Here is a 23,619-nt window from a genome sequence, read left to right as displayed (position 1 = left end):
TCCGCCTGCACTTCGCGGCGGATGGGGTTGCGGACAGCCGCTTCGCACCATTCGCGCTGGATGTAAGGCCGCTTGACCAGCACATCGTCGCAAAAATAATCCGTGACGGGCAGTGCTGACATTGAGGATTCAATCACCTGTCACCTTGCTAGTGGATGCGAAGCCCAGGCACCGCAGTGACAAATCGGGTGCCCTGCTCGGCGAAATCGGCCAACTGCGCCTTAACCTCCTCAGCAATGTTCCAGGGCAAGATCAGCACCTCATCCGGCGGCTCATCGCGCAACGCCTCCGGCGGGCGGATCGGGATGTGACTGCCGGGCAGATACTTGCCCTGCTTGGCCAGGGCGGCATCACAAACATAGGGTAGCAGGTCGGGCTTGATGCCAGCGTAGTTGAGCAGGGTGTTGCCCTTGGCGGCGGCGCCATAGGCGGCGATGCGGCGGCCGGCGCGTTGTTGGTCGATCAGGTGCGCGAGCAGGTCGTTCTTGACGCGGTTGGCGCGCGGTTGGAAGGCCTGATAGGTGGCGAGATCGAGCAGGCCTTGGGTCTGTTCGGTGGCGAGCAGCTCGGCGACCGCTGCCGTGGTTGGGCGCGGGTCGTCGGCGTGGAGGGCATAGACGCGCAGGCTACCGCCGTGGGTGGGCCGTTGTTCAACATCCCAGAGGCGCAGACCCTGGACTTGGAGGATGCGCTGGACCGCGTGCAGCGAGAGATAGGAGAAGTGCTCGTGGTAGACGGTGTCGAACTGGTTGTGGGCGATCAGCTGCAGCAGATGCGGGAACTCGAGCGAGACGGTGCCGTTGGGCTTGAGCGCGGCCTTAAGCCCAGCAGTGAAGTCGTTAATCAGCAGGGTCTCGGCATCGAGCAGGCTCAGGCCAATAGTCTTCATCGAGCACTTGCTCCCAGGTAAAGGGAGGCTGGTCTGGAAAGGTCGAGAGCGGCAGGCCGGTTTCATCGGCGGCTTCTTGGCGAGCACGTGGGTAACTCGCTGCGAGCGCCTCGGGCAAGCTGGGTTTCAGGCTCGGACTTTCACGGAGCAGGAGTTTGATGTCCGTACGCTGGGTGATGATGGTCACGGTCCAGCTGCGCGATTGTTTGTCTGGCTGATGGCGCAGCTTGAGCAGATGCATCATCAGGACCACCAGCCGGTTGCGCAATTGCCGTCGTTCACTGCGACTCATGCCCTCAAGTTCCTCCACCAGTTGCTCGCGGTCCAGGCAATCGAGCCGTCCGGCGCGCAGGTGGTTGACCTGGGTTTGCAGCCATTGCAGGTAGTCGGATTCAGAGTTGTGGGTGGCATGCATCATGGCGCGGTGTCGCAGGCGGTCTGTTGCGGTGTTGGGTGCGCGGCGAGCCAGGTCTCGAGGTCAGCGGCGGCGCTGAAGTCGAGGTAGCGCTTCGCCGAGGTCTTCGAGTTGTTCAACCGGTAGGGATTGTACGCTGGCCTGTTGCGCCTTGGTCAGCTTGCTGAGGCGACGGCGCAGGAGGCGTAGCGCCAGTTGGACTTCGCGCTGGCGGCCTTCTTCAAGCCAAATCGGTTGGTTCTTCGCTACGATCTCGCGGTAGGCGCGGGTCTGTTCGAGTGGGGTCATTTCGCCGAGCATGATGAGAAAATCTGTTAATTGCTCTAACTCAAGCAACTCAGCCGGCAGCTGCTGGCGCAGGAAGTCCTGCGCGATCTCACGCCGGGTGAAGCTCTCGCGGAAGTAGACATCATGCGGATTGTTGATCTCCTCCATGGTCTTCGAGATCAATCCTCAATCCGATGTTGCCGAAGGCCGCGTCTTGCCGAGGATCTTGAACAGCTCATCGAAATGGGCACTCACATGTTCCAGAGGCATGCGCGATGGTGGCGGCTCGCGGTTCGTCGGCGTTGCGCTTGCGGGCACGCGGTTCGCCACGGCCTGGGCGGCGCGTGAGGCGGCGCTGGGGCGATGGCGCGCGGCCTGGGCGCGGCGCTGATGGACCTCGGAGAGATAATTCTCGAGCTTCTCCGGGGCAAACAGTGTCGCTGGGCGCAGATAGCGGGCGCGCTCGGTGTCGCGCCACTGGCGTGTCTTGAGATCGATCACCGCGCACAGCGTCTCGGGCGTTTGCGTGCGCAGGGCGTGGTACGTGAGGCGATAGCTCTCGGTGCCGGGGGTGCTCGGGAAGCAGGTGCCGGCGCGCTCGTTGAGATGGTCGATCACGCGGGTGATCTCGCTGGCATCGAACGGGCGTTGGGTGGATGCCGCCTGATCGACCTGACCAGCCTGTACGCTCTGCGCCTCCGCCCGGCGCAGCACCGCGCGATAGCGATTGGTGCGCCGGCAGCCACCGGGCTCGATCTGCAGGAAGCCAAGACTCGCGAGCTGCTTGAGCGCGCGCTTGACCGAACTGAGCGAACTCTTGGAGCGCTTCGCCAGCGTGCGCAGCGAGGGCCAGGCGAAACCGCTCTTGGAATTGATGAAGTGCGACAGCGAGGTGGCGACCGAGCGCGCGGCGTGGGTCAACTCGGGCTCGGCGCACAGCGCGCGCTGCCAGCGCAGGATGTCCACCGGTGAGGTGGCGAACTGAGCAACGGTGGCGGCTTGGGACATCGGTAATCTCCAGGTCGATCAGGGGTGGAGACCACCGACTGAACGGGTGAGATCACGGATGGGCGCGGTGCGCAGACGCCATCCCGGGAGGATGGGCTTTTTGCTAGAATACCGCTGGCCACTGGTGCGCTCGACTCTGTGTCAGTCGGGGCTTGACGCGGTGGGTGTTTCCAGCACCCCCGCGACAGTGGCACCTATCCTAGCCGCATCGGCTCGAGGCTGTCGAGTCCCCGGTACGGATTTTTTGTTGCCAAATCACCCATCGTCATGCGCGGGCGCCGATGCAGGCGCGCGAGCGGTTGCGGTGAGCGGGTCGAGTCGCGGGCCAGGTGGTGGACCAGGCGTGCGGGCCAGATGGTGGATCAAACGCGCGCGGCCAGAGGCGCGAGGCACTGAGCGCCGTTCGTGGCCGTCGCCGCGTTCCGTGGGAGAGGTTTTTTGTTCGTTCCTGATCAGAATCGGCCCGTTCGAGCACTCCGCCCGTTCGGGGCTCAGGGTGGCCCGACCCCTGCGGTCAGGATGAACCCACCCTGGGGTCAAGATGACCCGACCCTGGGCTCGGGATGAACTCACCCTGGGGTCAGCAGGCGCCCTGCCCTGGGTCCAGTCTGGCCTCTGCTCCAGATGCGCCAGCGGCTGGTCGCTGACGATCTAGCGCAGCGCGAGCTGCACGATGTCGTGCAGCCGTTGCAGCAGTCCCCAATCGCCGGGATGACGCTTGTGCTCGAACAGGATGTCAACGTGGAGCGCGACCGGCTGATCGACAAACGTTTCGGCCCCAGAGCCGCCGATGAGACGCGGTCGATCTTGGAGTAGAACTCGCATAGAACAACCTCTGCCTGGTTTACTTCCATACCTCATCCTCGGCGGCATCCTGCCATTCCGGGATCGCTGCCGCTGAATGCTCTGAAAAGGCACGCAGTTCTGGATCGCCAGGATGGTTTTCGAGCAGCATGACCACGCGCACATGCTGATTGTTCAGAGACCTGTAATCATCGGGTATCGTCAGGACGCCACCTTTCAGATCAGCCTCGAATTCTATCGCGTACATCGGTCTTTTCCTCCTCTTGAGGTACGGTCGGTCTCTTGAAACTTGCGGTCGGTCTCCCTGAACAGGGCCCAAACGTCGTCGAGTGTGGCGGCCATGGTCTTAGCGCCTCGGGGTTGGTTGATGGGTTCAGTGTAGCGCTGGCCGACCAGCGCTCAATGATGCAGGCGTCACTCGCGCCGCATGAAGCACTCACGCCAGTTGACTCATCGTCGCAGCCCAGGACCTGTTCTCTGGCAACCTCTCGCTTGAGGCCAATACGGTTGCTGAACAGGGCTGTCTCGGCTTGCAGTCGGCCGGCTTGACCGAGATCACCCGATGCCGATGAGCGCCTGGCCGAGCAGGAGATGCCGCACTGGCAACCGTCGCCGGACGTCTTCTTTGTGCTCGGTGATCTGTTGCTCGACGGGGCGATGGCGCATCCGGCCTAGGCCGAGCGGGAATTCCTACCGCTGGTGGAATCCGCTTGGTCGACCTGCCTGGCGCTGGGCGAGCAGCCGCAGCTCGAGGGCAGCGTGCAGGGGCGTGATAGCTTTCTGGCCGCGCATCACCTGGCGGTGCTCCATGAGCAGATGGGGCGCGTGGAGCAGGCGCGGCAGTATCAGCAGTTGGCGCGGGCGTTGCGCGAGGGGCAAGCGCAGATCTGATCCCGGCGCTAATGAAACACCGCCTCCGGCGTCTCAGCGGTCAGGATGCGATCGGACCATTCCAGCAGCGTCTCGGCATCGGCCTCTTGGATCTGTTGGCGCAGCCGGGCATCGGTAGGGCCGAATTTGCGCTCCATCTGGCGCAGGAGCAGCTTGGCTTCACCTTTTCGCTCGCCCTGCTCGATACCCTGCTCGCGGCCTTGCTCAATATACCGATCAATAAACGTCTGCATGATGGGATCTCCCGGTGCGGTCTGTTCCAACAAGCGGCGGGCGTCACTCTCTTCCACCCGTTGTGTCCCTTGGACATAATATCTCAGCAGCGATTCCAGAATCTGTAGCGCGGTGTCACGGTCGGCGACCTGGTCGATCAGGGCGATCAACCGCTCCAGATGCTCGAGCGGCTGGTCGCTGAAGATCCAGCGCAGCGCGAGCTGCACCAGGCGGGTGAGCACATCGCCTTTGATCTCCACATCGCTGCGTGGTGAGAGATCGTGCAAGGCATAGCGAAACTGCGGCACATAAGGCTTGAGCGCCTCCGGTAGCGGCCGGATCAGCGCGTGGAAGTCGCTCGGCATGCGCCAGAGGCGCTGACCATGATAGAGCACCAGCGGATAGACCGGCGGCAAGGTCTTGGCCTCGGGATGCTGCTTGCGGTAGGCATCGCCCTGCAGCGCGATGTAGCGCAGCAGTTGCAGCAAGACCCAGTAGTCGGGATGACTCTTGTGCTCAAACAGGATGTAGACGTGGAGCGCGAGCGTCGCTGCAGCATCTTCTAGATCAGCTGCAGCGGCCGGATCAGCCCGCTCAGGCACGGTTGGATCAGCTTCATCGGGCACACGCCATCGCAGCCGATAGACCAAATCAGAATACGATGCGCGCAATTCCTTGGAGACGTAGCTGTCCTTGCTGATCTCCAGGCTCTCGAGATCCACCACCTCAAGCAGCTCAGCCGGCAGCTGCTGGCGCAGGAAGTCCTGCGCGATCTCACGCCGGGTGAAGCGCTCGCGGAAGTAGACGTCGTGGGGATTGTTAATCTCATCCATGGCGGCGACTGTACCGGGATCGAGCCGAGACCGCGAGCGTCAGCCTCCCGATGCACTCAAGCACGCAACAACCCTGCGGCGTGCTTTGGCCCCAACTGCTACGCTAGCGTCCTGCCTAACGGTCATGGCCCGCGGCCACCCTCAGAAGATGAATCGCGCAACAATCACCTGAACCTCAGCCGCTTTGGCCGTTAAAGCCGCTCGAGCTTGGGCAAACGCAAACGACGAAAGGCTCAGTGTGTCGAACAGGTCAGCTCCAGTGTCCACGTCCACAACACCGCAGCATCACCAGCCGTGAAGCCACATTCAGCGAATCCGTTCTCAACAAGTTTGCGCTCAGCGCAACCGCGCTCAAGCAAACCGAACCGATCGGTCGACTACCTCATCATCGGCGCCGGCATCATCGGCCTCACCGTCGCGCGCGCCCTCCAGCAGCGCGACCCTGGCGCGCGCCTGACCCTCATCGACAAAGAGCCCCGCCTCGGCCAACACGCCAGCGGTCGCAACAGCGGTGTGCTGCACAGCGGCATCTATTACAGCGCCGAGAGCCTCAAGGCGCGCTTCACTCGCGATGGCAACGCCGCCTGGCAGGCGTACTGCACCGAGCGCGGCCTGCCCTTGGAGCGCTGCGGCAAGCTCATCGTCGCGCGCGATGCCGAGGAGCACGCGCGCCTGGCCACCCTGGAGCAACGCGGGCGCGTCAATGGCGTCGAGGTCCAGCGCCTGGACGAGACCGAGACCCGCGCCTTGGAGCCGCGTGCGCGGACCTTCGGCCATGCCCTCTTCGTTCCCTCTACGGCCAGTGTCGACCCGATGCAGCTGCTGGCCGCGCAGCAGGCCGATGTCATCGCTGCCGGCGCGACGCTGCTGTGCAATCATCCGTATCGCGCCCATCTGGGGGATAACCGCATCCAGGCTGGCCCCGAGCGCCTCCAGGCCGGCACCCTCATCAACTGCGCTGGGCTCTACGCCGACCGGATTGCGCATGACGTCGGCTTTGGTCAGGCGTACAGCCTGCTGCCGTTCAAGGGCCTGTACCGCTACGCCGACCCCGGCGTCGAGCCGCCGCGCACTCACCTCTATCCGGTGCCGGATCTGCGTCAGCCCTTTCTGGGCGTTCATTTTACCCGCACCCTCGACGGTCGCACCAAGATCGGCCCCACCGCCCTCCCAGCGCTCTGGCGCGAGCACTATGCAGGCTTGAGCCGGTTTCGCTTCTCAGAGCTGCTGGAGATCGCCCGTCGCGAGCTGTTCATGTTCGCCACCAACCGCAATGACTTCCGCGCCCTCGCCCGCCAAGCACGGCGCAAACAGCGTCGATCCTACATGGTGGCTGAGGCCGCGACCCTTCTGCATGGTGCCGAGGCCATGGGCTTCCATCAGCGCGGTCGGCCGGGCATCCGTGCCCAACTGGTCGAGCGCAAGACCAATCGACTGGTGATGGACTTCGTCATCGAGGGCGATGCCAAGAGCACCCATGTGCTCAACGCCGTCTCCCCGGCCTTGACCTGCGCCATCCCGTTCGCGCAGTCTCTGGTGTCCAGGATTCTATAGTTTCAACCTCGCACCTGAGATCCAGACAACCGATCCACTCCCGTTGCAAGCTGGCGCCACAGCTGAATCTGGCCATCAAGGCGAATGATGACACCGATGGCAGCAGCCACCTCAGCCCAAGCAGGCTCATCGAGCAGGCTCATCGAGCGATGACCCCAGGCTTGCTGACACAACGCCCTCCGGATAAGTCGCGAGACAAGCCATGTTGGCCATCATCCAAGCCCGCCTGTCCTCTGCTCGCCTACCCGGCAAAGTCCTGCGCGAACTGGCCGGTCAACCCATGCTCGGGCGCGTCTACAGCCAACTGTCGCGCTCCCACCGCCTCAGCCAGATCATCGTCGCCACCTCCGATGATCCGAGCGACGACGCCATCTGCGACGACTGCCGCGCGCAAGCCATCGCCTACGATCGTGGACCGCTCAACCATGTTGCCAACGCTTCCTCGACTGTGCCCTTCGCGCGCGGACCGATGCCTTCCTGCGCATCTGCGCCGACAGCCCGCTCATCGATCCCGCCCTCGTCGATCAGGTCATCGCACTCCACGCCACGGGCAACGCCGATCTCACCACCAACACCCAGCAACGCACCTTCCCCAAGGGGCAGTCGGTCGAAATCGTGCGCACCGCAGCCCTCGCCGACGCGCTCCAAAAGATGCAAGACGTTGCGGACCAAGAGCACGTCACCCGCTACCTCTACCGGCACCCGGATCAGTACCGCATCCAGAACTTCGCCAGCGATGAGCCATTCGGCGAGGTCCAGCTCTCGGTCGATACCCAAGCCGATTTCGACGCCATTGCCGCAATCCTGCAACAAGCGGGCGACCAGATCACCTGGCGCCAAGCCGCAACATTACGGTTAGCAAACAATGAGTGGGCCAAACGGGAGACGGTTGCATGACCAAACGCGTGGCCGCGTTGCGAGCCAATCCAAAGGGAGTCCGATTCGAAGATGCCTGCCGAATTGCTGAAGCATTAGGTTTTGAATGCCAGGGCGGACAAGGCTCTCATCGAACTTATGGGCGTTTTGGCGAGTCAACCCTGCTGAATTTTCAGAACCGAGCAGGTTACATCAAAGCCTATCAAGCCAGGCAATTGATCGAAATGGTGGAAAAGTATGAATCCGGCAGATAAATACTTGGTGGAGATTTTTTGGAGCGATGAAGACGAGGGTTTCATTGCCATCGCGCCCGATTTGCCAGGCTGTTCCGCATTTGGCGAAACTCAACAAGAAGCCTTGCACGAGATGAACTCTGCCATGGCCTCTTGGCTAGAGGCTTGTGCGAATATGAATCGCTCCTATCCAGAGCCAAAAGCCAAACCTCAGGGACTTACCGCGTGCTTATCCTGCTGATGAGGGGGAGTTCGCTGCCGAGGGCGGCGAGTTTTTGGTTGTCGAGGTCGCAGAGCCAGACAAGTTCGACATCGGCATGGGCAGCAAGGGCGTGAGCCTGATGCGCGCCGACGCCAAGGCCGATGACGGCGGCTTTGAGGGGGCGTTGGGCAGGCATTGTTGAGCTGATCGTGGTTCCTGGCTGTGGCGGTTGCAGTGGCTGTGGCGTTCACCAGAGACTGCGCGAACGAGATAGCACAGGTCAAGGTAACCTTGGTAGTGCCCAACACCTGGTGAAACGGTCGAAGCGCTGCGCACTCGCCCTGGCTCCTCAATCCGATTTCGCCGAAGGCCGGGTCTTGCCAAGTGCCCGATACAACGCATCGAGATGGACATTGCTCAGTGAAACACCGCCTCCGGCGTCTCAGCGGTCAGGATGCGATCGGACCATTCCAGCAGCGTCTCGGCATCGGCCTCTTGGATCTGCTGACGTAGCCGGGCATCGGTGGGACCGAATTTGCGCTCCATCTGGCGCAGCAGCATCTCGGCCTTACCCTGCTCGCGGCCCTGCTCAATATACCGATCAATGAACGTCTGCATGATGGGGTCTCCTGGTGAGGTCTGTTCCAACAAGCGGCGGGCGTCATCCTCTTCCACCCGTTGTGTCCCTTGGACATAGTATCGCAGCAGCGATTCCAGAATCTGCAGCGCGGTGTCGCGGTCAGCAACCTGGTCGATCAGGGCGATCAGCCGCTCCAGATGCTCCAACGGCTGGTCACTGAAGATCCAGCGTAGCGCGAGCTGCACCAGACGGGTCAGCACACCGCCCTTGATCTCGGCGTCGCTGCGCGGCGAGAGATCGTGCAGCGCATAGCGGAACTGCGGCACGTAGGGTTTAAGCGCCGCTGGTAGTGGCCGGATCAGGGCGTGGAAATCGCTCGGCATGCGCCAGCGGCTCTGGCCGTGATAGAGCACCAGCGGATAGACCGGCGGCAGGGTCTTGGCCTCGGGATGCTGCTTGCGGTAGGCCTCGCCCTGGAGCGCGATGTAGCGCAGTAGTTGCAGCAACACCCAATAGTCGGTATGGCTCTTGTGCTCAAACAGGATGTAGACGTGGAGTGCGAGGGTGGCTGGCGCCGCTGTTTGATCGCGCGTGGCGGCCGCATCGGCCGGATCAAGCGCTGCCACATCGGCTGGATCGGCCCGCTCGGGCGCCATTGGATCAGCTTCATCAGGCACACGCCATCGCAGCCGATAGACCAGATCAGAATAGGATGCACGCAATTCCCTGGAGACGTAGCTGTCTTTGCTGATCTCCAGACTGTCCAGATCCACCACCGCCAACAGCTCAGCCGGCAGGTGCTGACGCAGGAAGTCCTGCGCGATCTCACGCCGGGTGAAACTCTCGCGGAAGTAGACGTCGTGGGGATTGTTGATCTCATCCATGGCGGCGACTGTATCCGGATTGGGCCGAGACCGCGAGCGTCAGCCTCCAGACGCACCCAAACGCGCCAACAGCGCCGCCCAATCGTCGCGGCCCTTGACTTGCTGGCGGTCCTCTTTCGACATCTCGACCGAAGCCACGCTCTCGCCGAACAGACTGCCGGTGTGCAACATCTCGGTCCAGACGCCGAGTACGGCGCCATTGACGCGAAACAGGCGTTCGCGCTCGTAGACCAACGGCTGAAAGCGGCCGGGATTGAGCAGTTCCAGGCCCAGGCGTCCGTGAGTGAATAGGGGCTCGATCTCCTCGGTCACCGAGACCCAGCAGCAGGGTCATCTCCAGCACCTTGGTGCCGTGCTCGAGGATGGCGAGGGCGTCGCTGAGGTCATCGAGGATGAGCCAGTCGATGCTCTGCTGCTCCGAATGTCATCCTCGAAAGTGCTCATTCGGTGATTCGCTCTCCGTTGTCGAGCACTCGCGGAAGTCAACGTCATGGGGACTGTTGATCTCGTCTATGGAGACAGACTGTACCTGACTTGGGCTTATGCGGCGCATCAGGTTTTCAGTGCGTGTCCGGTTTTGCCCGATACTGATGCGTATTGTGCTCTCTTATGCCTCCAATCAACGCACGCTCGCTCACCGATTGAAACTGCTGTCCGTATGCCAACGTCCATCGGCATCAATCCAATCGCTTAGTTGCTGCAGCGCATAGGCCTTCTGCTCGCTGCTCAACTGCCGAGTCCAGTCCCGATCCGCACCGAGGGGTGCGTGACCAACGTGAAGCAGCGATTCGGGATCATAGGCCGAGCGGCCTGCCCGAACCAGCACTTCCCCACCTTGGCCTAGGGCCTCAGCGCGCTGTTTAACTGCTCCGTAACTGGTTTCTGCCACGATGGCGGCGATCACCTCCTCCTGCACCGGGAGATCAAGAAAGTCGGCAATCTTCCGAACCTCGGTGGCGTTATCCGCCATCATGGCGTCAAAGGCAATCAGCAAGGCATGGCCTGTCTGCTGCCATCGCTGCATCTCCACCAAACTCCGCTTGATCTTTGCGACAGCCTGGGGCAACGGCGTGGCAAAAAAGTCCACCAAGGAAGCGACCGCGTTCATCGGGTCGCGATAGGTCACAATCACCCTGGCCTGTCCCTGTTCTGCTAGCTCGAGGGTGCGCCGGGTGGCTTGGTGGAACTTCAGCAGCCGCAGTTTGTTGGGCAAAACGTGTTGATCTAACGCGGCATCCACAGGCGGCCCTTCGCCCAGATAGCCGCCGTCGATCTGCTGCGCGCCGAAGGCATGCGAGAGCAACTGGCGAGCCACATTGTAGGACCAGGTCGAGCCACTGCGCGGCATTCCCGCACAAAAGACATCGCGTAGGGGCACACGAGGCGCGTGTTGCTCTTTTCCCCCTGACGCAGGGTTGATCTCCCGCTGGTCCTGAAATTGGCGCCACCAAGCAGGGTTACGATGCCAAGGGCTCGGCTTGGCAGCACACAGCGGGCTGTCGGAGGCAAGCGTCACCTGTTCGCCTGCCCGCGATTCCAGCAACAGCCGGCGCCGGTGCATGGCGAGGCTACAGTTCGGGTTGTCCACGAGGCGTTGCAGGATGCGCTCGTCGCGGTGGAAGTAGGCCGAATGGGCACGCCCGACCTCCAAACTCTCGCGAATCGCCGCCAGCAGCCAAGCCCCGATGCCGTCCTCGGGGGCGCGCTGGTCATAGTCTGGTAGCGGCGGCAGGAAGGGACGGTCGAAGGGCAAGCTGAGGTCGGTCTCCAACAGCGGCAACAGGGCCGCGTTCGCCTCAACCGCGGCAGCGCGGGCGCCGCTGGCGGCAAGGACCCGGATGCGCAGCATCTCGGTGGCCAGGTGGTTGTCGCCGGCGGCGTGTAGCACCTCGAGTTGGGCGCGACTCTGTTGCAGCCAGGCCCAGCGGTTGCGTACCGGCTGACGCGCATCACTCGCACTCAGGTAGGCGTTCAACGCCCGTTCGTAAGCCGGCCAGTGCGGATCATCGGTGCGCTCGAACGCTTGCCAAGCCGCAATCGTCTGTTCCTCGGCAGGCAAAGCAGCCACATAGGGAAGCGCGGCCAGAGCCTGAGGCCAGGTTTGGCTTGGAGCTGGCGCCTCGGTGGCAACGGTCGCCGCTTCCACCAAGTAGCCGGCGGCGGCGAGGCGCATAGCGCGCTCAGGCGTGCAGGCGAACAGGTTGAGCTGATAGCCATCGAGCGTTTCTCCCTCGCCCACTGGCACTAGGGCATTGAGGCCGGGCACGAGTCGATAACGGGTGTAGCCGAGTGCGGCGAAGGCTTCCAGCAAGCCGGCATTGGGTCTGTTGCCGTGCTTCCATTCAAACAACACCAGCGGGTCTTGCTCGGCAAAAAACCGCTGCCCGCCTTGCAAGATGCGGATTTCCTCGCCCTCGGCGTCAAGCTTGAGGATGTCGACCTGAAATCCCGATGGCCATTCGGGTGCGTCGAGCAGCGCATCCAGGGTGGTCAGGCGCACCGTCTCGGTTTGAGCCGCGAACGGCCCGCCAGAAGTAGAACCAGCCAGTGCTAGGCTATTCAGCTCGCTGTTGGCGCCGATGTGCAGGGTCGCCTCCCCTGCATGGTCCGATAGCCCGACCCGCAGCAAGGTCAGCACCGATTCAAAGCGATTTTCCACGATGCTGCGCTCGAGCATGTCCGCTGGCGCATTGGCTGGCTCACAGGCCAGCACTCGGCCCTCGCCCTGCAGGCACTGGGCCAGACTGAGCGCATAGAGGCCATGATTGGCGCCGATGTCGAGCACGCCCATGCCGGGCTGTGTCAGGTCACGCAGGAAGGGCAGTTCCACCTCGAACCAGTCTTCCTGCTCCAGCAGTACAAACGTGGTCATGCGCTCGATGTCTGCCGGCACGCACACCTTCACTTCGTCGGCGATGGTCAAGGTCCATCTCGGTACGGCGGCACGTTTATCGGTCGAGGCGCCCGCCCCGCGCGTTTCCCACCAACGCTGGAACATCGCGCCATAGGCATCTTCCAATGCTGTTGCCAATCCCTTGGCATCGCACAATGGGCTGGCACGCATCTGCTTGCGCTGATGGAAACGCATCGCCCGGCGCCGTTCGACATCGCGCGCGAGTGCGACCACTGTGTCGATATAGCTGTCCTCATCATCGGCGATCCAGTCCTCCCGCCCCAACGCTTGCAGCAGCGCGGCGGTCTGGCGCGAGCCGGCACGCTCGCCCCGCAAGGTGACCACCGGCACGCCCATCCAGAGCGCATCGCAGTTGGTTGCCGCCCCGCGCCAGGGGCCGATGGGGTCGAGCGCGATGTCGAGGCCATCATAAGCACCCATGTGCGCGGCCCAGTCGAGGGTGGCGGAGCGGTCATGCAGTTTCAGCCGATCGGCGCCGATGCCGTGGGCGGCAAAGGCATTAGTCAGCTGCTCGCGCCACCCGGTGTCGGACAGTTGCTTGGCCTTGAGCCTGAGCTTGGCCTCGGGTAACGCGTGCAGCAGGCGCGACCACAACGCAATCGTTCCTGCGGTGAGCTTGATCGGATTATGGAAGCAGCCCAGCCAAACGGTGCCATCCTCCTGCGGCTGCCAGCCCGGGGCCGGCGCATCCTCGGAACCACGATAGACATGGGCGACGCGCGGCAAACGCCACACCGTTTCGCTGTAGTGGGCATCCGTGCTCGGCGGTGTCTGCTGCGGATCACCAATCCAATAATCGATCTCGGCGACGCCGGTGGTACTGAAATGCCCCAGATATTCCACTTGCACCGGCGCCGCGCGCTGCGCAAAGACCCCAAGACGATTGTCATTGGTGTGATTGGACAAATCGACCAAGACATCCAACTCATCGCTGCGAATAAGCGCGGCGGCGGCTTCATCGGATAAGCCAACGATCGATTGCCAGTGGTCTACCAGCTCCTGGATGCGAGCGGTGACTGCATCTTGCTGCTCGTTGGTGGTATAGGCCCAAAGCTCGAGGCGTGAACGGTCATGCTCAGACAACAGAGGCTCGAAAAAATGAGCGACAGCGTGTTGGCGGAAATCCCCGGAGACGTAGCCAACGCGCAGTCGACGACCCGCTGCAGGTGCCCGCTGGTGCTCGAGCGCCGGCAGCGAGCGCGGGTATCGACTCCCATAGCGTCGCGCCCGGGCCAAAAACGCGGCGTCATCGCCCCTCTCCAACCCGGACAGCGTGAACAGATAGTTTGAGATCGTTTCCGCAGAATCCGGCTTGAGCCGTAGCGCCTGTTCATAGGCATGCAGCGCTGCATCCAGGCGCCCGAGAAACCAAAGCACGGTGCCGCGATTGCTGTGTGCCTTGGCATACTCAGGCTGAAGCCGCAACGCCTGATCGTAGGCATGCAGCGCGTCATCCATCCGTCCCAGGCCTTTTAGCGTATTACCACGGTTATTATGCACCTTAGCCAAGTCTGGATTGAGCCGCAATGCTTGCTCATAGGCTTGCAACGCCTCTCCTAACCGCCCGAGCTCATTGAGCGCAATACCGCGATTGTTGTGTGCCTCGGCATACTTCGGTCTTAGATGCAACGCTTGGTCACAGGCCTGCACGGCGTCGTCCCAACGCCTCAGCTCATTGAGTGTATTGCCGCGATTATTGTGCGCTTCAGCAAAATCCGGCTTGAGCCGCAATGCCTGATCAAAGGCATGCAGTGCGTCCTCCAAATACCCGAGGTCATTAAGGGCAATGCCGCGGTTGTTGTGCGCCGTCGCATCATTCGGTTTCAGCCGCAAGGCCTGGTCAAAGGCGAACAGTGCCTCATCCAAGCGTGACAGTGCCGCCAACGCAATACCGTGCTCGCCATGATAGGCCGCGACCTGATCGTTGCTCGCGATCGCACAACGAAACATTGATTCGGCTTGCACCGCATCACCGCGTTGATGCAAGACCACACCCAACCGGTATGCGGCATCCGCATGCTCCGGGTGCTGAGCAAGCAGCTTGCGATACCCAGCCTCAGCCGTCTCCAGGGCGCCGCGCTGCTCGGCTTTCAGTGCCTGTTGATACAGCGACGTAGCCGTGCCCTTCTTGCTCTTCTTTTTGGCCTGCCACTTTTGGCTGAAGCGTGCTCTCTTGCCCGGCCGTTGCGAGGCTTGTGAGCCGCTATCGGAGGCCTGTGGCATCAAGGGGCGGATCAGCCGGTCACGTTGCCGCAACCAGTCGGCGCGTTTATCGCTGCAGGCGAACAACGTCGCGGGTCGTTCGCTCTCTTCCGGATTCCAGGCAACCAAGGCATTCAGAAGCGGAACCAATCGGTAGAGACTAAGCCCGGCAGCTTCCAGCGTTTCCAACTGCGTGCTCTCTCCTGGAACCACGACCAGCGGCTCGCCCGATCGCAGCCACAGCGGATCGAGGGCAACGCTCGCGCCGAGGCGGATGAGATCCAATCCGCGTTCGCCGTCGGCTGGCGCAAGTGCTTGAGTCTGATCCGAAGGCGTCTTGATCACGGCCTGAAGCCCGTTGTCGGCGACACTGCGTGCAAACAGCGGGTCGGGCTGCAAGGCGATCAAGCGACCCTGGCCTTGCAGTGCCTGCGCGAGATTGAGCGCATACAGGCCGTGGCCGGCATCAGTGTCCAGCAACTGCATCCCCGGCTCGACGAGTTCGCACAAGAACCCATACTCCGGTTCGGGCCAGTCTTCATGCTCCAGCAGGGTCAAGGTGACCGGGTTGTCGAGATCGGCCGGAACAACAACGACTAATTCATTCCGAAGATGGATGGTCCAATTGCTTTGCACGAACAGTGATCCTCTGAAGCTAGCTCGACGACTTGCATGGCCGACCTTTATCTGACCCGCTGCAGATACCCATCTGGCGCCACGCTGATCAGCAGCTTGTGGTCGATCTGTTTGTCGATCTCGAACTCCGGGTGGGTCTTGAGGTACTGGTGCACGGCGGTCTTGGGGTTGTCGCCCGGTCCCCAAGGGCGGTTGGGGAACATGTCGGCGGGCAGGTCTTCGATAATGGTGTCGAAGACGACGCAGTAGCTGCCGGGGGTGACCAGCGGGGCGTAGGCTTCGAGCTCGGCGAGGACGTGCTCGTGGGTGTGGTTGGAGTCCAGGCAGACGAGGGTACGCTGGTGGCCGTCGGTCATGGCGTGCACGCGGGCGATGATCTCGGGGTCGATGGAGGAGCCACGGATCAGCTGGATGCGGCTGGCCATGGGGTGGGCTTCGATGGCGGCGCGGTTGTGGGCGCGGATGTCGATGTCGAGGCCGATGACTTGGCGATCGGGGCGCTTGGGGTCGAGCGTCTTGCCCTGCTCGGCGGCGTCGCAGTAGTCCAGCAGGGTGAGCATAGAGGCGCTGAAGATGAGCGAGCCGCCGTGGGCGATGCCGGTTTCGATGATCAGGTCTGGCTTGATCTGCCAGATGAGTTCCTGCATCGCGACGATGTCTTGGGGATATTGGATAATCGGGCGGCCTTGCCAGAAGAAGTTGTAGGAATACTTATTGGGTGCCGACTTGATTAGCCAATCGCGCGACAGTGCATTCAATGCAACGTCCGTTCCCTGCCCCTCGACATTCTCAGTGACCTCGCGCAGAAATTCTTCGGATGGGTTCATTTATAACGATCCTTCAACCATAGACCTGTGGACTGATTGAATGCAGTCTGCTACTCGATCACCGCGTAGGAGAGCCCCGGTGTAAACGGGAAGCGCCGAATTCTCAGTTTATCAATACCCACGACCTCCATCACTGCACGGGTTTCACCAGGCCACTGTTTCTGGTTCAACTCGTCGAAACCGATCACGGCTCCCCTGGGCATCCGAGGCAACAGCGTGCTCAGCGCCGCCACTGTAGGCTCAAACAGGTCGAAATCAAGGTATAGCAGTGAAACCACCAAGTGAGGATTCTGCTCCACATAACGAGGTATGGTTTCCGCCGCGTCGCCAGCCACCAATTCGATCCTAGGAATGTGGCCGATAGGCCGATTGAGATCCTGCAATGCCGCTCCAGCCTGGAGTTCGTCGATTCGATCGAAGCAGTAGCCACCTACTCGGCGATGCTGATCCTGTTCCGCTTCACCATCCTCCGGCGATAAGCTGGGAAATCCATTGAACGAGTCAAAGCCGAGCACTCGCCGCCCGTGGTTGTAGGGCTCATAGATAGCGCTCAGCTGTGCCCAGGTGAAGAGCCCGCCGCCAGCAAAGACGCCGCACTCGACGACGCTGCCATGAACCTCCATAACGCGCTTGAACAACTCATGCTTCGCTAAAAACAAACTCAACGACTGGCGGGAGACAAAACGGGGGAAATCGTTCAGCTTCTCGAGAATACTCCCGCTTGACTGCTCGAAGTAAACCCCTGCTTCGCCGGCGAACTGCTGGTCCCGGTCAGTCTGAGTAGCAGCGTTGCTCAGCCGATCACGATTCATAACGATTTTCCTGTGTTGAAGCCGTTGCCCTTGCAACTGCGCGCCGGCCGGCCTTGACGGTGGTGCTCGCCGGCACGTCGACGGTCAACACGGAACCTGAGGCGATCACTGCCCCATCGCCGATGGTGATCCCCGGCTCCACGAAGATTCCGGTAGCGAAGCGCACCCGATCGCCGATGGTGACGTTGCCGGAGGTGAAAACCCCCGGCCCGAAGGCGTTGGCGTTGCCCAGCTGGTTGCCGTGCTCCAGAAAGACGTTAGCGCTGATAAAGTTGTTGTCGCCGACACGAGTACCCGCTCCGAGGTAGACATTGGCAAGGATCACGTTACCGTTTCCTACCGTTACCAAACTCCGCAAATCTGCCCGTGCATCGATCACATTACAGAAGGGAACCCCCTCTCCCGTCAGCCGCTCGAACAGAGATGCCCGCTCGCCTAGATCGCGGTTAAAAGCAATCACCACTGCATCCAACTCCTCTCGCTCTAGCATCCCAGAAAGAGCTTCTAGACTACCGATCACCGGCACCCCTAGCACCGTTCGCCCATGCCACACCTTATCGCGCTCGAAAACACACACCGGCTGTTGAGAGTAGGAGCGCAGCAAACTATCGATAACGATCATCGCCCCGCCACCGCCCACGCCGCCAATCACACCGACCCGCTGGAGATGCCCGATGCCGAGCCTACGCTCATTTACCGCCCGTTGCTCCACGAATTGAGAGACCGCCGCCTCGTCCACCACCGACGTATCCGCGCCTAACTGCTCAAGAACGATTCCGTGGCGGCGCATTAGGATCTCCGCCTTTTTGGTCACTCTTACTTCAAATGGGATGTTTGCATCCGCCTCGGCACTGAGCGCAGCTAAAGCAGCCTGTAGGTCATCGATAGGCTCGCCGGCAAGAATTGCCAGGGGCTGTCCGGGAACTACGCGGGCACCACGTTCCACGAGTGGATGGAGAATGCCATCGTACTCAGCCTCAACGTCAAGGACCGCTTTGGTGGTCTCAACGGTGGCTACCAACATCCCCGCCTCAACTCTAGAGCCCGCTGCCACTAACCAACCATTAAAAGTCGCCTCATCGTCGTTGGCCCCGAGGAAAGGCGTATTCAGGCTTTTCATCACGTTATGCTCTCGACTATTGCCTTGATCAGTTGCTCCTCGTTGAGCAGCACCTCCCTCTCAAGCCCTCGTCCTGCTGGCACCACGTTATCCGCGTCAGCTAGGCGCCTCACCGGCGCAACCAAGCGACCGAAAAACGTTAAGTTGAGTTCCGCCGCGATCTCGCTCCCCCAGGTAAATCCTCGTGTGCCGTGTTCAGCCACTATGATGGGTTCTCGACCTGTGATTTCGGAGAACCACCAAGGCGTCTTTGTCCGTGTGTCGAGGCGCGAAGGCAGCAGCCCGCGCACTCGGATCTCCTCTGGGATCAAACGCCGCATCGACTCAAACAGCGGTACAGAGGCCCCTCCATAGGCGATCACCACGACATCCGGGTCAGAACCGGAAAAGTTTTCCACTACTGCCAGCGGGTAGCCATCCTCTCCCTCGACTTGCCAGATCCGCAATTCGTCGCCCCCATTGAGCAACTGCTTGGGATAAAGCGACTTGTACTCCACCCAAAGCACCGGGCGCTCGCTCTCCAGAATCGTTCGCTTGAGTAGCGTCCCTGGATCGTGAGCCAGACTTGGAGAGACCACTGTCAGCCCCGGCACTCCGAGAAACATCTTCTCGATGCTCTGGCTATGGGTCGGGCCGTAACCACGCCCTCCGCCCATCGGTGTGCGAAGCACCAATGGTACTCGGACTTTATCCCGATACATCAGCGGAAACTTGGTAGCACTGTTGACCAGCTGATCCGTACAGAGAGTGAGGAAATCACCAAACATGATTTCCACCACCGGCCGTAACCCACGAATCGCCATGCCAGTAGCCAAACCGGTAATCGCCGACTCGCTGATGGGCGTCGTCAGCACCCGCTTCGGGAATTCGGTGGAAAGCCCCTTGGAAACCTTAAATGCACCACCGTAAGGGTCGAGTAGATCTTCGCCGATCAGGTAGACCCGTTCGTCAGACTCCATCGCCCCGCGCAACCCCCGGCGGATCGAATCGAGATAGCTTTCCGTGTTCATTGCACACCTAACTCCTGGAGCACGATGTCCACCTCTATCTCGGCAGCTTTGCGCACTTGTTCGTATGTATCCGCCCCGATCTGTGCAGCCAACCGTTGGATTGGATCACACTCGCGGTTTATCCGCTCAAGCTCCTCGCGGTCGCGGAAGTCATCTCCCTTGCTGTGGGGAGCGAAGCGGTGGGTGTCTAGGAACAGCAACCGTGGTCCCTTGCCCGCGCGAATCTGCCCGAGAAGTCGATTTGCCACCTCAAAAACCGCGATGACATCCGCACCTTCCGTCCGCGTCACCGGGATGCCGAAGGGCTCTGCCCGACGGCTCAAATCACCAGCGTGCTGGAGCGAGCTAGGGGTGGATTGAGCGTAACCGTTGTGCTCAACAACGAACAGCGTCGGCGCCGACCAGAGGGCCGCCAGGTTCATCGCCTCGTAGACCGCCCCTTCGCCGAAGGTGCCGTCGCCGAGGAAGGCTAGCGAGACCGCGCCGGTTCCCTTAAACCGCTCGGCTAGCCCCATTCCCACGGCGATGGGCACACCCGCGCCCTGTATCCCGTTGGTGTAGAAGTTCTCCCGCTGAATATGCTGACTGCCGCCCATTCCACCGCACACCCCGATTGGCAGCCCCATGATTTCGGCGATCAACCCGTGGATGTCTCCGCAGTAGGCGAGGTAGTGACCGTGACCACGGTGGTTAGAGAACAGCATGTCACGTTGCCGGTCGATGGCCGAGACTACACCTACCGCACAACCCTCCTGGCCAATACAGGTATGCACTGTTCCGCCCATCAGGCCCTGGGCGTACAGCCTCAAAAGCGACTGCTCAACGTAACGGATGAGAATCATCCGTCGACAAAGCTCTGCGGGCTGGATTTTCTCAGCGAAGCTCATTTAGTGCCCAGTGCGATAATGGCATCGCACACTCTCTGAATGTCTTCATGGGTCATTTCATGGTAGCTGGGCAGATTGACTGCCCGATCAGCTATAGAACTAGCCAGGGATTCAAAACACTTATCGTCAAAGGGCGGTAGGCTAGATAGTGGCCAAAAAAACACCCTTGCATCAATGTTCTCGAGGGAAAATGCCGCTTGCAATTTTTCCCGTGTTATACCAGAAGACGGGTCGAACACGACGGTTGGCATCCAAGCTCCATTAATGATCCCTTCTGGCTCATGATTCATATATAAGTAATCCAGAGATGACAGCCCATTCTTATAAGCCGCTAAAATCCCACGCTTCCTGACGATCAGCTCTTCGATACGCTCCATCTGCGCGCAGCCAATCGCGGCCTGGATGTTGGACATCTTGTATTTGAACCCGACCAGGTCAGGCCAGAACTGTTTGGTCTGACCGCGCGCGCGACCGTGGTTGCTCAGGGTCAGCACGCGCTCGTAAAGCTCGGCGTCGTTGGTGACGAAAATACCGCCCTCGCCGGTGGTCAGGGTCTTGGTGCCATGGAAGGAGAAGGCGCCGATGCGGCCCATGGAGCCTGCGCGCTGGCCGTGATAGACCGAGCCGATGGCCTCGGCGGCGTCTTCGATGACCGGGATGCCGTGGCGCTCGCCGATGGCGAGCAGGCGGTCCATGTCGCAGAGGTTGCCGTAGAGGTGGACGGCGACAATCGCCTTGGTCTTGGGCGTGATGGCCTGTTCGACCCGATCGGGATCGAGACACCAGCTGTCTGCGAGGATGTCGACGAAGACGGGTTTGGCGCCAAGATGGACGATGGGCGCGGCGGTGGCGATCCAGTTGGTGTCGGCGAGGATGACCTCGTCGCCGGGGCCGATGCCGAGCGCGGCCATCCCCATGTGCAGGGCGCCGGTGCAGCTGGAGGTGGCGATGGCGTAGTCAACACCCAGGTGGGCTTTGAAGGTGTCTTCGAAGCGGTGGATGTAGTCGTAGCAGCGCTCACCCCAGCCGTTGGCGGCGGCGTCGGTGGCGTAGCGGACCTCCAGCTCGGTGATGGAGGGTTGGGTGTAGGGGATGCGGGGTTTCATTCAGCGCCTCATGCTGCCTCAAGCTGCATCAGCGGCAGTCGGTTGACCGAGAGCTTGGCCAGGTCGGCCTGGCGGCTGGCGTGTTGAATATCGATGCCGACGAGGGCACCCTCGGCGTCGTAATCCAACACCACGCCATTGGCGATCTCGTCGGAATCGACAGAGGCCCGCTCGCTCAGATGAATGTAGAGTGAATCCGTCGCTGCGTCATAGTTGAGCTTCATGGCCGAAATCTCCGATCTGGAAAAGCGTTGTGGATCGTCTGACCATCCGCCAGGGTCACCACCCGCAGGTAACGCTGTAACGCATCGACCCAAATCCAGTGCCGAATACGTCCATCGTCCGCCTGCACTTCGCGGCGGATGGGGTTGCGGACAGCCGCTTCGCACCATTCGCGCTGGATGTAAGGCCGCTTGACCAGCACATCGTCGCAAAAATAATCCGTGACGGGCAGTGCTGACATTGAGGTTTCAATCACCTGTCACCTTGCTAGTGGATGCGAAGCCCAGGCACCGCAGTGACAAATCGGGTGCCCTGCTCGGCGAAATCAGCCAACTGCGCCTTGACCTCCTCAGCAATGTTCCAGGGCAGGATCAGCACCTCGTCCGGTAGCTCATCGCGCAGCGCTGCGGGCGGGCGGATCGGGATGTGGCTGCCGGGCAGGTATTTGCCCTGCTTGGCCGGTGCAGCATCACAAACATAGGGTAGCAGGTCGGGCTTGATGCCGGCGTAGTTGAGCAGGGTGTTGCCCTTGGCGGCGGCGCCGTAGGCGGCGATGCGGCGGCCAGCGCGTTGTTGTTCGATCAGGTGCGCGAGCAGGTCGTTCTTGACGCGGTTGGCGCGCGGTTGGAAGGCCTGATAGGTGGCGAGATCCCGCAGGCCTTGGGTCTGTTCGGTGGCGAGCAGCTCGGCGACCGCTGCCGTGGTGGGGCGCGGGTCGTCGGCGTGGATGGCATAGAGGCGCAGGCTGCCGCCGTGGGTGGGCAGTTGCTCGACATCCCAGAGGCGCAGCGCCTGGGCTTGGAGGATGCGCTGGACCGCGTGCAGTGAGAGGTAGGAGAAGTGCTCGTGGTAGACGGTGTCGAACTGGTTGTGGGCGATCAGCTGCAGCAGGTGTGGGAACTCGAGGGTGACGGTGCCGTTGGGCTTGAGCGCGGCCTTGAGGCCGGCGGTGAAGTCGTTGATGTCTGGTACGTGGGCGTAGACGTTGTTGCCGATAATGAGGTCGGCTTGGCGGCCTTGGGCGGCAAGCTCCTGGCCGAGGGCGGTACCGAAGAACTGACGCAGGATGGGGATGCCCTTGGCTTCGGCAGCGGCTGCGGTGGCGTCGGTGGGTTCGATGCCGAGACAGGGGATGCCGGCTTGGACGAAATTGCGCAGCAGGTAGCCGTCGTTGGCAGCGACTTCGATGACCAGGCTGTCGGCGTTGAGGCCGAGGCGCTGGCTGATCATGGCGCTGTAGCCGGCGGCGTGCTGGAGCCAGCCGGTGGAGGTGGAGGAGAAGTAGGCGTAGTCGCTGGTGAAAAGCGCGTCGGCGGCAACGAAATCTTGGGTTTGGACCAGCCAGCAGTGATCGCAGACGTAGAGCTTGAGCGGATAGCTGGTTTCCGGGCGCTTGAGGTCGTCGGCGCTGAGATAGGCGTTGGACGGGGGTGCGTAGCCGAGGTCGAGGAAGACGTGGCGCAGCGGGGTTTGGCAGTGGCGGCAGTTCATGGATGCTTCCTGTTGTTTTCGCCGAGCCGTTCTGCCAGGCGATCGATCAGGCCTTGGCTGTAATACACGCCCTGGGCTTGCATCGCCGCTGCCGCCTCCCGAAACGAGGGAAGTAAGCCGTCGGTCTTTGCTTTCGCGAGGATCCCGAGCGTACCTGTAATACGCAGCCCTAGGTATTCACCAATGGTTCGTGCCCGACGCTCGTCGATGATCACAAGCTCACTCGCATAATGCCGTGCAAGCAGCAAGGTTTGCTGCTCGCCCCGATCCAAATCCAAAACGGCTGTCCATTCCCTGGGTGGAAGGTCAGGATGTACTGTCACCCACGATAAGTCGCGCAAGGGCGGTACCGAGATCGGCCCACCCTCAGCGCATTCCTCAGCCACCGCCTCCGCCACAGAAATGTCGCCAACCACCTGCGACAAGAGTTCAAGCCGTCCGATGGAGGCGAGCGCAATGAACGGAGTTGTGTTGCAGAACACCATTACAACAATGCCGTTTCACGCTGAAAGTCTTCGTCAGTGTCTTCCAGCAGTTCTGCGCCAGCCGCCATCGCCATCATGAGGAAGTGAGCGCGCGGGATACCGAGCCACTGGGCAGCCATGCCGGAAGACAGACGCCCTTCACGAAATAACGCGATGGCGGCATCACGCTGGACGCGCTGGGACAGCTCTCTTGAGTTCATGTGCAAACTCAGCATCAGTTCCGGCGGACAAGTGATTTCTATTGTGTTTGGTGTCATC

The 23,619-nt window shown here is 61.5% G+C and carries 27 protein-coding genes and 1 pseudogene; 6 read left to right on the top strand and 22 right to left on the bottom strand.

All coding sequences use genetic code 11. The annotated features are described in order from the left end of the window. Positions 1-148: 148 nt before the first annotated feature. From CCR82_RS05395 to CCR82_RS05370, 6 genes are all read right to left on the bottom strand, one after another. Entirely contained in the window at positions 149-889 is a 741-nt protein-coding gene (locus CCR82_RS05395; RefSeq protein ID WP_242513277.1) for a methyltransferase C-terminal domain-containing protein, read from the bottom strand. Continuing rightward, the gene (locus tag CCR82_RS05390) at positions 840-1,307 is read right to left on the bottom strand and encodes a DUF29 domain-containing protein (RefSeq protein ID WP_242513276.1); all 468 of its coding nucleotides are present in this window, start codon (positions 1,305-1,307) and stop codon (positions 840-842) included. The genes CCR82_RS05395 and CCR82_RS05390 overlap by 50 nt, the downstream gene beginning before the upstream one ends. A gap of 60 nt (positions 1,308-1,367) precedes the next feature. Continuing rightward, entirely contained in the window at positions 1,368-1,754 is a 387-nt protein-coding gene (locus CCR82_RS05385) for a DUF4351 domain-containing protein (RefSeq protein WP_242513275.1), read from the bottom strand. A 3-nt stretch (positions 1,755-1,757) separates the two neighbouring features. Next, positions 1,758-2,579 (bottom strand): conserved phage C-terminal domain-containing protein, encoded by an 822-nt coding sequence (locus CCR82_RS05380; protein ID WP_201244377.1) that lies wholly within the window; start codon positions 2,577-2,579, stop codon positions 1,758-1,760. A 651-nt stretch (positions 2,580-3,230) separates the two neighbouring features. After that, entirely contained in the window at positions 3,231-3,404 is a 174-nt protein-coding gene (locus tag CCR82_RS05375) for a hypothetical protein (RefSeq protein WP_201244376.1), read from the bottom strand. A gap of 19 nt (positions 3,405-3,423) precedes the next feature. Next, a complete protein-coding gene (locus CCR82_RS05370) occupies positions 3,424-3,630 on the bottom strand; it encodes a hypothetical protein (protein ID WP_201244375.1) in 207 nt (68 codons plus the stop codon). Positions 3,631-4,082: 452 nt separating this feature from the next. Here CCR82_RS05370 and CCR82_RS05365 point away from each other — a divergent pair, with 452 nt between their 5' ends. Further along, on the top strand, positions 4,083-4,274 hold the full coding sequence (locus CCR82_RS05365; protein ID WP_201244374.1) for a hypothetical protein: 192 nt from the start codon (positions 4,083-4,085) through the stop codon (positions 4,272-4,274). 8 nt (positions 4,275-4,282) lie between these two features. Here the strand turns inward: CCR82_RS05365 and CCR82_RS05360 are convergent, their stop codons facing one another. Further along, positions 4,283-5,320, bottom strand: a complete 1,038-nt coding sequence (locus CCR82_RS05360) for an Rpn family recombination-promoting nuclease/putative transposase (RefSeq protein ID WP_201244373.1) — start codon at positions 5,318-5,320, stop codon at positions 4,283-4,285. A 294-nt stretch (positions 5,321-5,614) separates the two neighbouring features. Here CCR82_RS05360 and lhgD point away from each other — a divergent pair, with 294 nt between their 5' ends. The 5 genes and pseudogenes from lhgD to CCR82_RS05340 all read left to right on the top strand — a co-directional run bounded on the left by lhgD (position 5,615) and on the right by CCR82_RS05340 (position 8,224). Next, complete coding sequence (lhgD, locus tag CCR82_RS05355) at positions 5,615-6,874, top strand: L-2-hydroxyglutarate dehydrogenase (RefSeq protein ID WP_201244372.1); 1,260 nt, start codon at positions 5,615-5,617, stop codon at positions 6,872-6,874. 202 nt (positions 6,875-7,076) lie between these two features. Next, a pseudogene (locus tag CCR82_RS19295) lies at positions 7,077-7,259 on the top strand (cytidylyltransferase domain-containing protein); the annotation flags it as partial. Continuing rightward, on the top strand, positions 7,247-7,771 hold the full coding sequence (locus CCR82_RS19290) for a cytidylyltransferase domain-containing protein (RefSeq protein ID WP_420827312.1): 525 nt from the start codon (positions 7,247-7,249) through the stop codon (positions 7,769-7,771). The pseudogene CCR82_RS19295 and the gene CCR82_RS19290, both read left to right, overlap by 13 nt. Continuing rightward, positions 7,768-8,004 (top strand): type II toxin-antitoxin system HicA family toxin, encoded by a 237-nt coding sequence (locus CCR82_RS05345; protein ID WP_201244370.1) that lies wholly within the window; start codon positions 7,768-7,770, stop codon positions 8,002-8,004. Before CCR82_RS19290 ends, CCR82_RS05345 begins: the two co-directional genes overlap by 4 nt. Continuing rightward, positions 7,988-8,224 (top strand): type II toxin-antitoxin system HicB family antitoxin, encoded by a 237-nt coding sequence (locus CCR82_RS05340; RefSeq protein ID WP_201244369.1) that lies wholly within the window; start codon positions 7,988-7,990, stop codon positions 8,222-8,224. Before CCR82_RS05345 ends, CCR82_RS05340 begins: the two co-directional genes overlap by 17 nt. Here CCR82_RS05340 and CCR82_RS05335 read toward each other — a convergent pair. The 15 genes from CCR82_RS05335 to CCR82_RS05265 form a co-directional block, all read right to left on the bottom strand. Beyond that, positions 8,202-8,381, bottom strand: coding sequence for an LIC_10091 family protein (locus CCR82_RS05335; RefSeq protein WP_201244382.1), 180 nt, complete (start codon positions 8,379-8,381; stop codon positions 8,202-8,204). The two genes, CCR82_RS05340 and CCR82_RS05335, sit on opposite strands and share 23 nt — an antisense overlap. 221 nt (positions 8,382-8,602) lie before the next feature. Next, complete coding sequence (locus CCR82_RS05330) at positions 8,603-9,649, bottom strand: Rpn family recombination-promoting nuclease/putative transposase (RefSeq protein WP_201244368.1); 1,047 nt, start codon at positions 9,647-9,649, stop codon at positions 8,603-8,605. A gap of 39 nt (positions 9,650-9,688) precedes the next feature. After that, entirely contained in the window at positions 9,689-9,961 is a 273-nt protein-coding gene (locus tag CCR82_RS05325) for a glycosyltransferase family protein (protein WP_201244367.1), read from the bottom strand. A gap of 322 nt (positions 9,962-10,283) precedes the next feature. Continuing rightward, positions 10,284-15,401 carry an FkbM family methyltransferase gene (locus CCR82_RS05320; RefSeq protein ID WP_201244366.1) on the bottom strand — a complete coding sequence of 1,706 codons (5,118 nt, stop codon included), beginning with the start codon at positions 15,399-15,401 and terminating at the stop codon, positions 10,284-10,286. 47 nt (positions 15,402-15,448) lie between these two features. Next, a complete protein-coding gene (locus CCR82_RS05315) occupies positions 15,449-16,228 on the bottom strand; it encodes a cephalosporin hydroxylase family protein (RefSeq protein ID WP_201244365.1) in 780 nt (259 codons plus the stop codon). Positions 16,229-16,278: 50 nt separating this feature from the next. Further along, entirely contained in the window at positions 16,279-17,040 is a 762-nt protein-coding gene (locus CCR82_RS05310) for a TylF/MycF/NovP-related O-methyltransferase (protein WP_201244364.1), read from the bottom strand. Then, complete coding sequence (locus tag CCR82_RS05305) at positions 17,030-18,160, bottom strand: biotin/lipoyl-containing protein (protein ID WP_201244363.1); 1,131 nt, start codon at positions 18,158-18,160, stop codon at positions 17,030-17,032. The genes CCR82_RS05310 and CCR82_RS05305 overlap by 11 nt, the downstream gene beginning before the upstream one ends. Next, the gene (locus tag CCR82_RS05300; protein WP_201244362.1) at positions 18,160-19,170 is read right to left on the bottom strand and encodes an alpha-ketoacid dehydrogenase subunit beta; all 1,011 of its coding nucleotides are present in this window, start codon (positions 19,168-19,170) and stop codon (positions 18,160-18,162) included. Before CCR82_RS05300 ends, CCR82_RS05305 begins: the two co-directional genes overlap by 1 nt. Beyond that, the gene (locus CCR82_RS05295) at positions 19,167-20,057 is read right to left on the bottom strand and encodes a thiamine pyrophosphate-dependent dehydrogenase E1 component subunit alpha (protein WP_201244361.1); all 891 of its coding nucleotides are present in this window, start codon (positions 20,055-20,057) and stop codon (positions 19,167-19,169) included. The genes CCR82_RS05300 and CCR82_RS05295 overlap by 4 nt, the downstream gene beginning before the upstream one ends. Further along, a complete protein-coding gene (locus CCR82_RS05290) occupies positions 20,054-21,163 on the bottom strand; it encodes a DegT/DnrJ/EryC1/StrS family aminotransferase (RefSeq protein ID WP_201244360.1) in 1,110 nt (369 codons plus the stop codon). The genes CCR82_RS05295 and CCR82_RS05290 overlap by 4 nt, the downstream gene beginning before the upstream one ends. Before the next feature lie 8 nt (positions 21,164-21,171). Beyond that, positions 21,172-21,387 carry a DUF2283 domain-containing protein gene (locus tag CCR82_RS05285; protein WP_201244359.1) on the bottom strand — a complete coding sequence of 72 codons (216 nt, stop codon included), beginning with the start codon at positions 21,385-21,387 and terminating at the stop codon, positions 21,172-21,174. Beyond that, complete coding sequence (locus CCR82_RS05280) at positions 21,384-21,626, bottom strand: hypothetical protein (RefSeq protein ID WP_201244358.1); 243 nt, start codon at positions 21,624-21,626, stop codon at positions 21,384-21,386. The genes CCR82_RS05285 and CCR82_RS05280 overlap by 4 nt, the downstream gene beginning before the upstream one ends. 26 nt (positions 21,627-21,652) lie before the next feature. Continuing rightward, a complete protein-coding gene (locus tag CCR82_RS05275; protein ID WP_201244357.1) occupies positions 21,653-22,876 on the bottom strand; it encodes a class I SAM-dependent methyltransferase in 1,224 nt (407 codons plus the stop codon). Further along, positions 22,873-23,361, bottom strand: a complete 489-nt coding sequence (locus tag CCR82_RS05270) for a PIN domain-containing protein (RefSeq protein WP_201244356.1) — start codon at positions 23,359-23,361, stop codon at positions 22,873-22,875. Before CCR82_RS05270 ends, CCR82_RS05275 begins: the two co-directional genes overlap by 4 nt. After that, on the bottom strand, positions 23,361-23,618 hold the full coding sequence (locus CCR82_RS05265) for a UPF0175 family protein (RefSeq protein ID WP_201244355.1): 258 nt from the start codon (positions 23,616-23,618) through the stop codon (positions 23,361-23,363). The genes CCR82_RS05270 and CCR82_RS05265 overlap by 1 nt, the downstream gene beginning before the upstream one ends. Between the last annotated feature and the right edge of the window lies 1 nt (position 23,619).

The sequence above is a fragment of the Halochromatium salexigens genome, assembly GCF_016653295.1.
In the GTDB taxonomy this organism is placed as follows: domain Bacteria; phylum Pseudomonadota; class Gammaproteobacteria; order Chromatiales; family Chromatiaceae; genus Lamprobacter; species Lamprobacter salexigens.
This window is presented reverse-complemented; position numbering and strand designations above follow the sequence as displayed.